This is a genomic window from Massilia sp. SYSU DXS3249 (assembly GCF_053668055.1).
Map to the genome: position 1 here is coordinate 1 of NZ_JBSIPX010000005.1, position 13,674 is coordinate 13,674.

The 13,674-nt window shown below is 66.6% G+C and carries 19 protein-coding genes; 18 read left to right on the forward strand and 1 reads right to left on the reverse strand.

Features of this window, described 5'->3' with window-relative positions; genetic code table 11:
• Positions 1-134 precede the first annotated feature (134 nt).
• Genes ACWCIA_RS07810 through flgJ form a run of 8 tightly spaced genes read left to right on the forward strand, consistent with a single transcriptional unit; the run spans position 135 to position 4,888 of the window.
• Entirely contained in the window at positions 135-275 is a 141-nt protein-coding gene (locus ACWCIA_RS07810; protein WP_454162088.1) for a hypothetical protein, read from the forward strand.
• Between the two features lie 12 nt (positions 276-287).
• Positions 288-770: a flagellar basal body-associated FliL family protein gene (locus ACWCIA_RS07815; RefSeq protein ID WP_454162089.1), complete on the forward strand. Its 483-nt coding sequence runs from the start codon at positions 288-290 to the stop codon at positions 768-770.
• Positions 771-784: 14 nt separating this feature from the next.
• A complete protein-coding gene (locus ACWCIA_RS07820; RefSeq protein WP_454162091.1) occupies positions 785-1,525 on the forward strand; it encodes a FliA/WhiG family RNA polymerase sigma factor in 741 nt (246 codons plus the stop codon).
• Positions 1,526-1,565: 40 nt separating this feature from the next.
• Positions 1,566-2,480: a flagellar motor stator protein MotA gene (gene motA / locus ACWCIA_RS07825; protein WP_454162093.1), complete on the forward strand. Its 915-nt coding sequence runs from the start codon at positions 1,566-1,568 to the stop codon at positions 2,478-2,480.
• 3 nt (positions 2,481-2,483) lie between these two features.
• A complete protein-coding gene (locus ACWCIA_RS07830; protein ID WP_454162095.1) occupies positions 2,484-3,437 on the forward strand; it encodes a flagellar motor protein MotB in 954 nt (317 codons plus the stop codon).
• Positions 3,438-3,472: 35 nt separating this feature from the next.
• Positions 3,473-3,745 (forward strand): flagellar biosynthesis anti-sigma factor FlgM, encoded by a 273-nt coding sequence (gene flgM, locus ACWCIA_RS07835; RefSeq protein WP_454162097.1) that lies wholly within the window; start codon positions 3,473-3,475, stop codon positions 3,743-3,745.
• Positions 3,745-4,185: a flagellar export chaperone FlgN gene (gene flgN, locus ACWCIA_RS07840; protein ID WP_454162099.1), complete on the forward strand. Its 441-nt coding sequence runs from the start codon at positions 3,745-3,747 to the stop codon at positions 4,183-4,185. The genes flgM and flgN overlap by 1 nt, the downstream gene beginning before the upstream one ends.
• The gene (gene flgJ / locus ACWCIA_RS07845; RefSeq protein WP_454162100.1) at positions 4,172-4,888 is read left to right on the forward strand and encodes a flagellar assembly peptidoglycan hydrolase FlgJ; all 717 of its coding nucleotides are present in this window, start codon (positions 4,172-4,174) and stop codon (positions 4,886-4,888) included. Before flgN ends, flgJ begins: the two co-directional genes overlap by 14 nt.
• Here flgJ and flgA read toward each other — a convergent pair.
• Positions 4,878-5,588: a flagellar basal body P-ring formation chaperone FlgA gene (flgA, locus tag ACWCIA_RS07850; RefSeq protein WP_454162102.1), complete on the reverse strand. Its 711-nt coding sequence runs from the start codon at positions 5,586-5,588 to the stop codon at positions 4,878-4,880. The genes flgJ and flgA overlap by 11 nt on opposite strands.
• 74 nt (positions 5,589-5,662) lie before the next feature.
• Here flgA and flgB point away from each other — a divergent pair, with 74 nt between their 5' ends.
• The 10 genes from flgB (at position 5,663) to flgK (ending at position 13,670) form a co-directional block, all read left to right on the forward strand.
• On the forward strand, positions 5,663-6,028 hold the full coding sequence (gene flgB, locus ACWCIA_RS07855; protein WP_454162104.1) for a flagellar basal body rod protein FlgB: 366 nt from the start codon (positions 5,663-5,665) through the stop codon (positions 6,026-6,028).
• A gap of 5 nt (positions 6,029-6,033) precedes the next feature.
• A complete protein-coding gene (flgC, locus tag ACWCIA_RS07860; RefSeq protein ID WP_454162106.1) occupies positions 6,034-6,438 on the forward strand; it encodes a flagellar basal body rod protein FlgC in 405 nt (134 codons plus the stop codon).
• A 2-nt stretch (positions 6,439-6,440) separates the two neighbouring features.
• Positions 6,441-7,109 carry a flagellar hook capping FlgD N-terminal domain-containing protein gene (locus tag ACWCIA_RS07865; RefSeq protein WP_454162108.1) on the forward strand — a complete coding sequence of 223 codons (669 nt, stop codon included), beginning with the start codon at positions 6,441-6,443 and terminating at the stop codon, positions 7,107-7,109.
• A gap of 16 nt (positions 7,110-7,125) precedes the next feature.
• Positions 7,126-8,316 (forward strand): flagellar hook protein FlgE, encoded by a 1,191-nt coding sequence (locus ACWCIA_RS07870; protein ID WP_454162110.1) that lies wholly within the window; start codon positions 7,126-7,128, stop codon positions 8,314-8,316.
• A gap of 18 nt (positions 8,317-8,334) precedes the next feature.
• A complete protein-coding gene (locus ACWCIA_RS07875; RefSeq protein ID WP_454162111.1) occupies positions 8,335-9,060 on the forward strand; it encodes a flagellar basal body rod protein FlgF in 726 nt (241 codons plus the stop codon).
• A gap of 130 nt (positions 9,061-9,190) precedes the next feature.
• Positions 9,191-9,976: a flagellar basal-body rod protein FlgG gene (gene flgG / locus ACWCIA_RS07880; protein ID WP_454162113.1), complete on the forward strand. Its 786-nt coding sequence runs from the start codon at positions 9,191-9,193 to the stop codon at positions 9,974-9,976.
• Positions 9,976-10,629, forward strand: coding sequence for a flagellar basal body L-ring protein FlgH (gene flgH / locus ACWCIA_RS07885; RefSeq protein ID WP_454162115.1), 654 nt, complete (start codon positions 9,976-9,978; stop codon positions 10,627-10,629). The genes flgG and flgH overlap by 1 nt, the downstream gene beginning before the upstream one ends.
• A 114-nt stretch (positions 10,630-10,743) precedes the next feature.
• Positions 10,744-11,868 carry a flagellar basal body P-ring protein FlgI gene (locus ACWCIA_RS07890; RefSeq protein ID WP_454162116.1) on the forward strand — a complete coding sequence of 375 codons (1,125 nt, stop codon included), beginning with the start codon at positions 10,744-10,746 and terminating at the stop codon, positions 11,866-11,868.
• Positions 11,868-12,215, forward strand: coding sequence for a rod-binding protein (locus ACWCIA_RS07895; protein ID WP_454162117.1), 348 nt, complete (start codon positions 11,868-11,870; stop codon positions 12,213-12,215). The genes ACWCIA_RS07890 and ACWCIA_RS07895 overlap by 1 nt, the downstream gene beginning before the upstream one ends.
• Positions 12,216-12,263: 48 nt before the next feature.
• Positions 12,264-13,670, forward strand: a complete 1,407-nt coding sequence (gene flgK, locus ACWCIA_RS07900; RefSeq protein ID WP_454162118.1) for a flagellar hook-associated protein FlgK — start codon at positions 12,264-12,266, stop codon at positions 13,668-13,670.
• The last annotated feature ends 4 nt before the right edge of the window (positions 13,671-13,674 follow it).

Genomic DNA, 13,674 nt, shown 5'->3' on the forward strand with positions numbered 1-13,674 from the left:
CCCCCCCCCCCCCCCCCCCCCCCCCCCCCCGCCCCCCCCGCCCCCCCCCCCCCCCCCCCCCCCCCGCCCCCCCCCCCCCCCCCCCCCCCCCCCCCCCCCCCCCCCCCCCCCCCCCCCCCCCCCCCGCCGGCAACATGAACCTGTTTGCCGGCGACGGCAGCGGACGCGGGCGCCAGCAGGACGGCGGCCAGCAGGAACAACAACCGGGCCAGGCCCTGGCCGAAGCCAACCTCGGCGCATCCCCGTTCTCGCTGAACGGACGCGCATCGACCTGACGGTAACGAACAATGAACAGCAAGCTCAAGATAATGATCGGCGTGATCGCCGTGGTGTTGGTAGGCGCGGCATCGGCCGGTGGCGCCATGTGGTGGATGGGATCGCAGGAAGCGGCCAAGGCAGCACCCGGCGCCGAGGCGAAACAGGAAGCAAAGAAGAAGGAAAAATCGGACAAGCCGGCCAAGTACGTCACCCTCGACAAGGTGATCGTGATGCTGCGCCGCGGCCCGAACGAAGCGAGCGCCCATTACCTGTCGACCGACCTGGTGCTGGCCACGACCGCGGACCAGGAAAAGCAGGCCAAGGAACACCTGCCGTTGCTGCGCGCGGTGGCCGTACGTGCGTTGTCAGCCCACACGCTGGCGGAAGCGTCCGCCATGACGGTCGAGCAGTTCGCCGCCCAGTTGAACAAGACCTTTGACGCCAGTTATGCCAGCGAAGAACGCGACAAGCCGTTCGACGAGGTCATGATCGGCAAACTGATCATCGAATAACGCCTGGGGACCACGTGGCCTATTCCGCCGATTACCTTGATACCGCCTGCGCAGGCGACTATGCCGGTGCCGCCATGGCGTCAAGCATGAGCCCGCGCGAAGAGCAGCAGCACCTGGTGGCCTATGCGCCGCTGGTCAAGCGCATCGTGCGCCAGCTGAACTCGCAGGTGTCGGGCGCGATGTCGCGCGAGGACATGGAGCAGATCGGCCTGATCGGCCTGCTGGAAGCGCTGCGCCGCTACGGCACGCCGGACACCGGGTTCGGCAGCTTCGCCTCGCTGCGCATCCGCGGCGCGATCCTCGACGAGCTGCGCCGCCAGGACTGGCGCCCGCGCACGGTGCGCCAGGACGCGCACCGCGTGCGCGACGGCCTGCGCGCGCTCACCCGTTCGCTCGGGCGCGAGCCGACCCCGCAGGAAGCGGCCGATTCGCTGGGCATCACCCAGGAAGCCTATTACCAGCACCTGCTCGACGACGGCGCCGAAGAGATGCTGAGCTTCGACGAAGTGCTGCAGGAAGCCATGGAGGGCGCCAACGCCACGCCCGGCCCGGAAGAAGCGCACATGGTGCGCCGCAGCCTGGAGCAGGCCTTGTCGGCCCTGAACGAGCGCGAGCAGCGCGTGATCCAGATGATCTACGAGTTCGAGCTCAGCTACAAAGAAATCGCCGCCGTGCTCGACTTGTCGGATGCCCGCGTCTGCCAGCTCAACAAGAGCGCGCTGGCCAAGATGAAAGCCGCCCTCGGGGCGCGTTAATGAAAACACTCACCATGACCATCATCCTGAAAGGCCCGTCATGCAGCAATTAATCGGTATCCTCATTGTGCTCGGCTGCGTGTTCGGCGGCTTCGCGCTGATGGGTGGCACGGTCACCGCGATCTGGCACCCGGTCGAGATCCTGATCATCGTCGGCGCCGCCTTCGGCGCCCTCGTGATCGGCAACGAAAAGCACGTGCTGACCGAGATGTGGCACCAGCTCAAGAAGATCGCGTCGCGTAAAAAACACGACTCGGAATTCCAGCGCCAGCTGCTGCTGCTGATGTACGAACTGCTGCAACTGGCCTCGGGCGGCCTGAAGGCGCTCGACGCCCACGTCGAGGCGCCGCGCGAGAGCGCGATCTTCCAGCGCTACCCGCGCATCCTGGACGAACCCAAGCTGCTCGCCTTCATCGTCGATAACTTCCGCCTGATGGCGATGGGCAAGATCAACGCCCACGAACTTGAAGGCGTGCTGGAGCAGGAACTCGACGCCATCCACGAGGAACTCACCCAGCCCTCGAAGTCGCTGCACAAGATCGCCGAAGGCATGCCGGGCTTCGGCATCCTGGCCGCCGTGCTGGGCATCGTGATGGCGATGTACTCGGTCTCGGACGGCGCCGACTCGGGCCTGATCGCGGAAAAAGTCGGTGCGGCCATGGTCGGCACCTTCATCGGCATCTTCTTCTGTTACGGCCTGCTCGACCCGCTGTCGAACATGATGAAACAGCTCGTCAACGCCGAAGCGGCAACCATGGAAACCGTCAAGGTCGTGCTGTGCACCCACGTGGCCGGCAAGCCGGCGCTGCTGGCGATCGACGCCGGTCGCCGCCTGATCCAGCTGAACACCAAGCCGAGCTTCGCCCAGCTGGAAAGCTGGATCAACGCGATGGGCGGCGGCGAGGACGAATCGCAGAACAAGCGTCGCCGCTCGAGCGACCGGATGACGGGGTAAGCGGTGTCGAAGCTGAACGACAAGCATCACGGCGAGACCATCGTCAAGCGCGGCGGCGGCAAGCACGACCACGACGAGCACGGCGGCGCCTGGAAAGTGGCGTTCGCCGACTTTTGCCTCGCCCTGCTCTCGCTGTTCCTGGTGCTGTGGCTGATGGCCGCGCGCGAAAAGGAAGCAGCGCAGAACATGCTCAAGGACCTGTCCGCGGGCCAGCTCGAAGGCCCGGGCAAGCGTCCGGAAATCGACAGCAGCCCGAGCGGCAGCCTGATCGAGCGCTTCCCGACCATGCATGACGGTACCGGTCCCGGGAAAGATGGCGAGGCGGCGAAGGTGTCGTACGACTCGCCGGCCGACCTCGCGGCCCTGTCCAAGAAGCTGGAAAAGATGAGCGAAGACGCCGGCCTGGCCTCGAACCTGGAAGCGACCGTGACGCCCTACGGCCTGCGCGTGATGCTGCACGATACCGACAAGCAGGGCATGTTCATGCGCGGCAGCGCCCTGCCCACCGGCCGCTTCGCGCGCCTGCTCGAGAAAATGGGCCCGCTGTTCGCGCAGATGGAAAACCAGATGCTGATCGTCGGCCATACCGACTCGGTGAAATACACCTTCGCCGAGAAGACCGGCATGTCGAACTGGTCGCTGTCCTCGAACCGCGCGATGGCCGCGCGCGCCCAGCTGCTGAGCGGCGGCATGCGCCCCGACAGCGTGCTGCAGGTGGTGGGCATGGCCGACCGCGCGCCGATCGACGCCGCGCGCACCGACGCCGCCGTGAACCGCCGCATCGAACTGATGATCCTGACGCGCGCGCAGTCGCGCCAGGTGGCCGCGATGTTCGGCACGCCCGGCGCGACCCGCGAACTGGTCGACGGCGTGTCCGTCAGCGCTGCCCGCACGACGGAAAACAAAGAAGACGGCAGCGGCGAACTGCCCACGCTGCGCGGCCAACTGGCGAAGTAACCATGACGATCCAATCGAAAACCCGAGGTACCCGCATGAAAATCACCGGAACCGGCGCCGCCGGCATCGCGTCCGCGGTCGGCAGCACTCCTGCCGCGGCCCCAGCGCCCGTCGCTGCCCCCGTGAACGAAGCACCGGCCGCGCTGCAATCGGAAGTGCTGCAACCGGCCGCCAAGGCCCTGCGCGCGATGCCCGACTTCGACGCCGCACGCGTGGCCGAACTGCGCGACGCGCTGGCCAAGGGCGAGCTGCCTTTCGACCCGTCGCGCCTGGCCGGCCTGATCCAACGCTTCCACGGAGGCCGTTGATGACCCAGGCCGCGACCCGCATGACGCGCCAGCAGGCCGCCGCCGCCCTCGCCGAGGGTGTCGGCCAGGACCTGGCGGCTGCCAGCGACATCCTTGCCCTGCTCGAGCGCCAGTTCGAAGCCGCCCTGCGCCACCAGGGCGCGGAGCTGGCCAGGCTGGCCGAAGAACTGACGCCGGCGCTCGACGCGATGGACGCACGGCGCCGCCAGCGTGTGGCGCTGGTGCGCGCACTGCACGGTGACGAGGGCACGATGGCAGGTTTCATCGCCGCCCAGCCGGAACCGGGCCGCGCGCCGCTGGCCGCCGCCTGGAGCGAACTCGAACGCGTGGTGGTGGCCTGCAAGGCGGCGACCACGCGCAACGGCAACCTGCTGGCGGACCAGTTCACGACCATGCAGCGCGTGCTGCACAACTCGGACGGTACCTATGCGCCACGCTGAGTTTTCGACAACGGCGATCTCGGCCATCCTGCCGACCGCCCCCACCCGCCCAACGGCCGCGATCGGCGGCGGCAGCGGTTTCGGCCGCGCGTTTGCCGACGTCCAGGGCGAAGTGGCCGCCTTCATCCAGAACGGCGGCGGCGATACCGCGCCCGCCCTCACTCCCGAAGGCAGCGTCTGGCATGCGCGCAGCGCGGCCGCCGTGCTGGCTGCGCCCGAGGGCGAAGGTTCGACCAGCGAGGAACAGCAGGCATTTTTGGACAGCATCGCCCCGTGGGCAAAGGAAGCAGCCGACCGGCTCGGCGTGGCGCCGGAACTGGTGCAGGCCCATGCCGCGCTCGAATCGGGCTGGGGCCAGCGTCCGATCCGCAACGCCAACGGCGCGGACAGCCACAATCTGTTCGGCATCAAGGCCGGCGCCCACTGGAACGGCGCCGTCAGCGACACGGCCACCACGGAATACGTGGGCGGCGTCGCGATCAAGACCAGCGCACGCTTCCGCGCCTATCCGGACGGCGCCAGCGCCTTCCGCGACTACGCCCAGATGCTGCTGGATAACCCGCGCTACAAGGGCGCAATCGGCGCCGGCAGCGATGCCAACGCCTTTGCGCAGGGACTGGCCCGTGGCGGCTATGCCACCGATCCGGCCTACGCCGCCAAGCTGGCGCGCCTGGCCGGCAAACTGGGCGAGATCAACGGCTGATGCGCGGCATGTCCACCGGTTCGACCGTGCCCGGCGCGGTGACGCGCATGCGCACCGTCTGCCCGCTGGCGCTGTTGCGCACCCGGACCGTGGCGCCACGGGCGCCGCTGTCGAGCGCTTCGCCTGCCGTGCTGACTTCGATGCCCTCGATGCGCGCGATCATCACGACGGCGTCGCCGCGCTTGACCAGCACCGGCGCGCTTAGCGAATTGTTACGCAGAACGTCTCCTGCACGCAACAATCTGCGGCTGGTTTGCCCTACCGCATCAACTGGATGGATTACGGGGTCCGCAATGCTGGTAATGTCGCGTTGCCCTACGGTAACATGTGCATCGGTAAGCACTTCGTTGGCGGCGACCGGCGCGGCGAGTACGGCGACCTCCGCCCAGATGCGCGCCCGCACGATGTATTCCTGGCGGCTGGTGCCGGGGCCGAGACAGCGCACCGCGAAGCGCATCCGGTTGGGCTGGCGGGTGTCGAGCGTGTCGACTTCGACCGGACCGGTGCAGGCGGGCGCAACGCGCGGCGGTATGACGGTCAGCTCGAAGCGGGGATCGGCAAGGCCGATGGCGGCAGCCTGTTTTTCCAGCTCGGCGCGCGCGGCCTCCTCGACCTGACGGGTGATGGAAGGTGCAGCCGAAGCCGAAAGCGCAGCAAGCAGCAGCGGCAAGACAAGAACACGAGCAGTACGACGAATCATTGCAACACACCCTGGCAATCGAAGAATTACCCATTCTAACGAAACACCTGCAGTTCACGACGGAGGACAAGCGAATGACGATTAATTTTAAGGACGCACTGGGAGTGCATGCCGACGCGCTGCACGTGCGCGCCGAGCGCACCAAGGTGTTGGCCGCGAACATCGCCAACGAAAGCACGCCGGGCTATACGGCGCGCGACCTGGACTTCGGCGCCGTGCTGCAGGAGCGCATCGACGCCGAGGCTGGCGAGGGCATGCCTTCGCTCGATGGAGGCGAGGCGCTCTACCGCGTGCCCTTCCACCCCAGCGCCGACGGCAACACCGTTGAAATCGGCGTCGAGCAGGCGGCCTTCTCGCAAAACGCCTCGGACTTCCAGACCAGCCTCACCTTCATCAATATGAAGCTGCGCGGCCTGGCCAAAGCAATCAACGGACAGTAATCGCCATGAGCTTCAAGGATATCTCCAACATTGCCGGTTCCGCGATGGCGGCGCAGTCGGTGCGCCTCAATACCATCGCCTCGAACCTGGCCAACGCCGACACCGCAGCACCATCGGAAGCCCAAGCCTACCGCGCGCGCAAGCCGGTGTTCGCGGCCATCATGGAAAACGACGCGGGCGGCCGCGTGCAGGTGCTTGACGTGGTGCAAAGCGCCGACCCGGTGCGCAAGGTCTACGAGCCTGGCAACCCGCTGGCCGACGCCGACGGCATGGTCGTCTACAGCAACGTCAACTCGGTCGCCGAAATGGCCGACATGATGTCCGCCTCGCGCGCCTTCGAGACCAACGTCGAGGTGCTCGGCCGGATCAAAACGATGCAGCAGTCGCTGCTGAAACTGGGCGAAGGCTAATTATGTTGACCAATAACTCCCTCGCGGCCTCGAACAACGCCGGCTCCACCGACAAGGTCGCGGCCAGCGCCGACGTCTCCGCCAACAAGGACATGTTCACCAAGCTGCTGGTGGCGCAGATCCGCAACCAGGATCCGCTCGCGCCCTCGGACCCGAGCCAGTTCGTCAACCAGCTGTCGCAGTTGTCGCAGACCGAGGCGCTGCAAAGCCTTTCGAAGACCACCAGCGCCAGCGCCAGCGTGCTGCAAAGCCTGCAGGTGCTGGCGATGGGCGGCCAGGTCGGCTCGCAAGTCACCGTCGCCACCGACCGCGTGCGCCTCGACGGCAGCCCGCTCAGCGGCAGCATCACGCTTCCTTCGGCCGGCGCCACCAACCTGGTGCTGACCGGCGCCGACGGCCAGCAGCATGCCGTGTCGCTGCCCTTCCACACGGCCGGCTCCCAGCCATTCACGCTCGACCCGGCCGCGCTCGGCCTGGCCCCGGGCAGCTACGCCATCTCGGCCCAGACCGCCGAGGGCGGCCGCCTGCCGGTCGAAATCGCCGGCCGCGTCGACAGCGTACGCCTGTCGGGCAGCGGCGCCGTCGTCCTGCAGGTGGCCGGCGTCGGCGAAGTCGACCCGTCCGCCATCACCGGTTTCAACGGCAAGGCCACCCAGGTCGCCGCCAACTAAAATTTAGGATAATCCCATGAGCTTTAACATCGCCCTCTCCGGTATCCAGGCCATCAACGAGCAGCTGGAAGCCGTATCGAACAACATCGCCAACTCGAGCACCTACGGCTTCAAGAGCAGCCGCGCCAACTTCGCCGCCATGTATGCGGGCGACCAGGCGACCGGCGTGCAGGTCGGCTCGCTGACCCAGAACATCGGCCTGAACGGCTCGGTCGAATCGACCGGCCGCTCGCTCGACGCCGCCATCGACGGCCGCGGCTTCTTTGTGAGCCGCGACACCACCGGCACGCTGTCGTACAGCCGCGTCGGCATCTTCGCCGCCGACAAGGACGGCAACCTGGTCGACGCCGCCGGCCGCAAGGTGCAGGGCTATGGCCCGACCGTCAACGGCAACCTGGGCGTGATGGGCGACATCAAGATCCCGACCGGCCAGATCGCGGCCAAGGCTTCGGAAAACGTGAAATTTGTCGGTAACCTGTCGGCAGACTGGGAAACGAAAGCACCGGGCACCTTCGACAGCACCAAGCCGGAGACCTACAACATGGTCAAGCAATCGGTCCTGTTCGATTCGCTCGGCACCCAGCACACCGTGTCGCAATACTTCGTGAAGAATGCAGGCAACGACCAGGTGAACGTGTACTACGCTTTCGACAACGGCCCTGTCGGCAGCACGCCTACCACCCTGACCTTCGACAACCAGGGCAAGCTGACCGTGCCGGCCCCGAACCCCAGCCTGACCCTGACCCCGACCAACGGCGCCGCCCCGATCGCCTTCACGGTCGACTACACCGGCACCACCCGCTTCGCAGGTGAAGCGACGACGACGACCAACAGCACCGACGGCTACGCTTCGGGCACCTATGTCGGCGTCGAACTGGCAGCCGACGGTTCGGTCGTCGCCCGCTACAGCAACGAGCAGAAGCAGACTGTGGGCACCATCGCCCTGGCCACCTTCGGCAACGAAGGCGCGCTGACCGCCACCAGCGACACCAGCTGGCAGGCCAACGCCGCATCGGGCCTGGCCCTGTACGGCACCCCGGGCGCGGGCCTGTCGGGCAAGCTCAATACCGGCGCGCTGGAAGGCTCGAACGTCGACATCACGTCCGAACTCGTCGGCCTGATGACCTCGCAGCGCAACTACCAGGCGAACTCGAAGGTCATCACGACCGAAAACCAGATGATGCAGTCGCTGATGCAGGCACTGTAATAAAGGGACCAGACCGGCATGGATAAACTGATCTTCACCGCCGTCTCCGGCGCCGAGCACACGCTGCGTGCCCAGCAGGTCCACGCGAACAACCTGGCGAACATGGACACGCCGGGCTTTCGCGCCAACCTCGAACTGGTGACCAGCCAGCAGCTCGGCGGCTACGGCTACGACGACGTGCACATGGCGCGTACCCAGGCCGACGCCATCTCGACCAAGCCGGGCACCGTGCGCGAAACGGGCCGTGCGCTCGACGTGTCGATCAACGGCAGCGGCTACTTCGCGGTCGAACTCAACGGCCAGGAAGCCTATACCCGCGCCGGCGCCATCGACATCGACGCCACCGGCGCCCTGTCCGTCGCGGGCCGCCCGCTGCTGGGCGACGGCGGCCCCATCGTGCTGCCGCCCCACTCGGCGGTGGAGATCGGCACCGACGGTACGATCTCGGTGCTGGCCGAAGGCGCGGTCACGATGCAGGTGATCGACAAGCTGCGCCTGGTGAATGCCGAAGGCCCGGAGCTGACCAAGAACGAGGCCGGCCTGATCGTCGCCCGCAACGGCGACCAGCTGCAGGCGGACGCCAACATCACGGTGCGCTCGCGCGCTTTAGAGGGCAGCAACGTGTCGGCCATCGAAGAGATGGTCGCGACCATGGCCTTGAACCGCAGCTTCGAGCTGCAAATGAAGCTGTTCCAGGCCGGCGACAAGATGAATGAGGCGGGCAACCGCCTGCTCGGCGCTTAGCGCACCTGATAAAACCCTCATGGCGGCGTTGCATGCGTCTCGCCGTACTGAAGTACTGTCTTCGACGATGCGCCTTGCCCTGAGGGCTTTTTCAGGCGCGCTAAGTCGTTGACAATCCAAGGAGAAATTCATGAATCCAGCAATGTGGATCAGCAAGACCGGTGTGCAGGCGCAGGACGCCAAGCTGCAGGCCATCGCCAACAACCTCGCCAACGTCAACACCGTCGGCTTCAAGCGCGACCGCGTCGTGTTCGAGGACCTGCACTACCAGGTCGACGCCCAGCCGGGCGCCCAGAGCGCCGACAACACCGTCTCGAACGGCGTCCAGCTCGGCAACGGCACGCGCCTGGTCGGCACCCAGAAGGTGTTCACCAACGGTTCGCTGCAGACGACCAGCCAGCAGCTCGACGTCGCCATCTCCGGCAATGGCTTCCTGCAGGTGCGCCGCCCGAACGGCGAAGCCGGCTTCACCCGCGCCGGCCAGCTGCAGATCGACGCCAACGGCACCCTGGTCAATGCCCAGGGTCTGCCGCTGGTACCGCAGATCACGGTCCCGAACAACGCCACCGCAATCACCATCGCCGAAAACGGCACCGTCTCGGCGACCATCCCCGGCCAGTCTGCCCCGACCGAACTGGGCGCCCTGACGCTGACCAGCTTCGTCAACCCGCCCGGCCTGCTGGCCCTGGGCGAGAACCTGTTCCAGGAAACGGCCGCCAGCGGCGCGCCGACCGAAGGCCGTCCGGGCGACGGCGCACTGGGCAAGCTCAAGCAGGGTTCGCTCGAAGGCTCGAACGTGCAGGTGGTCGAAGAGATGGTCGACATGATCGCCGCCCAGCGCACCTACGAGATGAACACCAAGGTGCTGTCGGCGGCCGACAACATGCTGCAATACCTGGCACAGGCGGCACGCTGATGAAATCCCTTGGCCTTGCCCTCGGCATCGCAACGCTGTTGCTGGCCGGTTGCGCCTCGCGCGCGCCGGTCGTGGTGCCCGACGAAGCCCCGGTCCCGGTCGCGCCCACCGCGGCGCGCGGCGTGTCGGGCGGCGTCTTCAGCAGCGACGCGCTGTCGCTCACCTCGGACGCCCGCGCCTACCGTGTCGGCGACGTCGTCACCGTGATCCTGCAGGAGACCACCCAGGCCAGCAAGCGCGCCGGCACCAGTTTCAGCAAGGAGTCGTCGGTCGGCGTCTCCCCGCTGGGCGCGCTCGGCAAGACCTTCGCGAAAACCGGCATCGACGTGGCGGCCGAACGCGGCTTCTCGGGCGATTCGACCAGCACCCAGCAGAACGCGCTGTCCGGCGCGCTGACCGTGATCGTGCAGGAAGTGCTGCCGAACGGCCTGCTGCGCGTGGCAGGGGAAAAGAACATGGTCCTCAACCAGGGCGAAGAATTCGTGCGCCTGAAGGGCTATGTGCGCGCAGCCGATGTCGACGCCGACAACCGGGTGTCGTCGCTGCGCGTGGCCAATGCGCGCATCGCCTATTCGGCCAAGGGCGTGCTGGCGGATGCCAACTCGCCCGGCTGGTTGACCCGCTTCTTCACCGGCCCCCTGATGCCCTTTTAAAGCGCCCGAAAACGCGCTCATGGCGGCGTTGCATCGCCTCGCCGTACTAACGTACTGTCTTCGACGCTGCGCCTTGCCCTGAGCGCGTTGTCGGACGCTTTTTTTAGGATGAACATGATTCAGTTCCGTCGCACCGCCCTCCTCAGCCGTATCATTTTCGCCGCCGCGCTCGCCGTCAGCGCAGCCATGCCCGCGCAGGCCGCGCAGGCGCTGCGCAACCTGGTCAGCATCGAGGGTGTGCGCGAGAATCCGCTGGTCGGCTACGGCCTCGTCGTCGGCCTCAACGGCTCGGGCGACTCGACCCAGGTGAAATTCGCCAGCCAGTCGGTGCTGAACATGCTCAAGCAGTTCGGCGTCAAGCTGCCCGAAGGCCAGGACGCCAAGAACAAGAACGTGGCCGCCGTCATGGTCTCGGCCGTGTTCCCGCCGGGTTACCGCCGCGGCCAGGCGATCGACATCACCGTGTCCTCGCTGGGCGACGCGAAGAGCCTGCGCGGCGGCACCCTGCTGCTGACGCAGCTGCGCGCGGCGGACAACGAAGTCTATGCGCTGGCCCAGGGCAACCTGGTGGTCGGCGGCCTGTCGGCCTCGGGCAAGAGCGGCTCCTCGGTGACGGTGAACACGCCGACCACCGGCCGCATCCCGAACGGCGCCATGATCGAGCGCGAAATCGCCACCGACTTCGCCACCCGCCCGCAAGTGCTGCTGCGCCTGCGCCAGCCGCACTTCGAAACCGCAACCAACGTGGTCGAAGCGATCAACCGCCGTTTCGGCCAGGTCGCCACCACGGCCGACGGCACCAGCGTCGAAGTCGTCGCTCCGTCCGATCCGACCGCGCGCGTGGCTTTCGTGGCCAAGCTCTCCAACCTGCAGGTCGAGGCCGGCGCCGAAGTGCCGAAGGTCGTGTTCAACTCGCGCACCGGCACCGTCGTCATCGCCGACGGCCTGCGCGTGAAATCGGCCGCCGTCACCCACGGCGCGCTGAAGGTCGTGATTTCCGAGAGCGCGAACGTCAGCCAGCCCGGCCCCCTGTCGCGCGGCCAGACCGCCGTCACGCCGCAGTCGCAGCTGTCGGTGGACCAGGGTTCCGGACAAATGTTCAAGTGGCCGGCAGGCGCCAGGCTGCAGACGATCATCGACGTCGTCAACAGCCTGGGCGCGTCGCCGGACGACATCATGGCGATCCTGCAGGCGCTGGACCAGGCCGGCGCGATCGAAGGCGAATTGGTGGTGATCTGATGGAAACGAAGAACAACCTCCTCCCACTGCCCAACCGCGGCGCCACCGGTCTCGAAGCGGTCGCTCCGGCCACCGAAGGCGCCGCCGACCCGGTCTACACCGCGCAGGCCACCAAGGCCGCGGTCGAATTCGAAAGCTTCTTCATCGCACAGATGCTCAAGGACATGCGCGCCACCACGCGCGAAATGGCCGACGAGGACAGCGTCTTCAAGGACCGCGTCAACCAGGACATGCAGGACATGGCCGACGGCATCCTGGCGAAACAGATGGCCGGCCAGCGCGCCTTCGGGGTCGCCGACGCGATCCTGCGTCAATTACTGCCAGCAACGCTTAATAATCCAAAGTAACTGGTCGCCTATCTATAGTAGGCCCTGTTTCTCGAGAAAGACCCTGCCATGACCATCCTGTCCAACGCGCTGTCGGGCGCGCTCGCTTCCCAGCTCGCGCTCTCGGCCACCAGCCAGAACATCGCCAACCTGCAGACCAAGGGCTATACGCGCCAGGCCGCGCTGCTGTCCGCCGTCGGCGCCGATTCGAGCGGCAAGGCGGTCGGCAATGGCGTGCAGGTCAGCTCGCTGATCCGTTTTTCGGACGGCTACAAAAGCCAGCAGATGTGGCGCGCGGCGTCCGAAGCGGGCGCCTATTCGCAGACCCAGCCCTACCTCACCCAGCTCGAGCGCGTGATGGGCGACGATACGGCCAGCCTCTCCACGGCGATCGACGGCTTCTTCGCATCGCTCAACGCGGTGGCCGGCGAGAGTGTCACCTCGACCCCGCTGCGCCAGCAGGTGCTGACCGCGTCGAAGCTGCTGGCGCAGCGCTTCAACAGCCTGAACAACGTCTACAACGCCCAGCAGACCTCGATCAGCCAGCAGCGCAGCGCGATCGTCGACTCGGCAAATGCCAACATCGGCAAGATCGCCGCCCTCAACGCGCGCATCACCCAGGCCAATGCAGTCGGCGCGCCGGCGTCCGCGCTGATCGACGCGCGCGACCTCGCGATCGACGAGCTGGCCGGCCAGGTGGCGATCGAGGTCTCGGAGCAACCGGGCGGACTACGCGATGTATCGCTGAAGACCGGCCAGGCACTGGTGATCGGGAACGTTACCGGCAAATTGATCGCGAAGGGCAGCAATGCCGACCAGGGTTTCGAGCTCGAGTTTGCCTCGAACACCTTCGGCCTGGATGCGGCAAAGCTCGGCGGCATGCTCGGCGGCCTGACCGTCTACGAGCGCGACACGCTCAGGCCGATGCAACAGGTGGTCAAACAGATGGCGAAGGACCTGTCCGACGAGGTCAACGCGCAGCTCAAGGACGGTTTCGCCATGGATGGAAGCGCCGGCCAGGAGCTGTTCGTGAATACGCCACAAGGGACCAATCTCCTGAGCGTCGTGGATCTCAAGCCGGCCGACCTGGCGTTCTCGGCCGATACCACCGAGGCCGATTCGGGCAACCTGCTTCTGCTGGTAACGATCAACAGCAAGAAGATCGTTATCGGCCGCGACCCCGACCCGGCGAAACCTGCCAACGATCCCCTCAACCTCGGCGAAGTGATGTTTTCCGATATCGACGCCCAGCTGGTCGGCAAGCTCGGCGTGCTCAGCCAGCAGAACCAGGCGTCCCTGGCCACCGCCCAGACCATGCGCACCCACGCGGAAGAAGACTGGCAGTCCACCAGCGGCGTGAACCAGGACGAGGAAGCGATCAACCTCGTCGAATACCAGAACATGTACCAGGCCAACATGAAAGTCATGTCGGTCGCCAATTCCCTGTTCGACGCCACGCTGGCGATGATGGGTTAAGGAA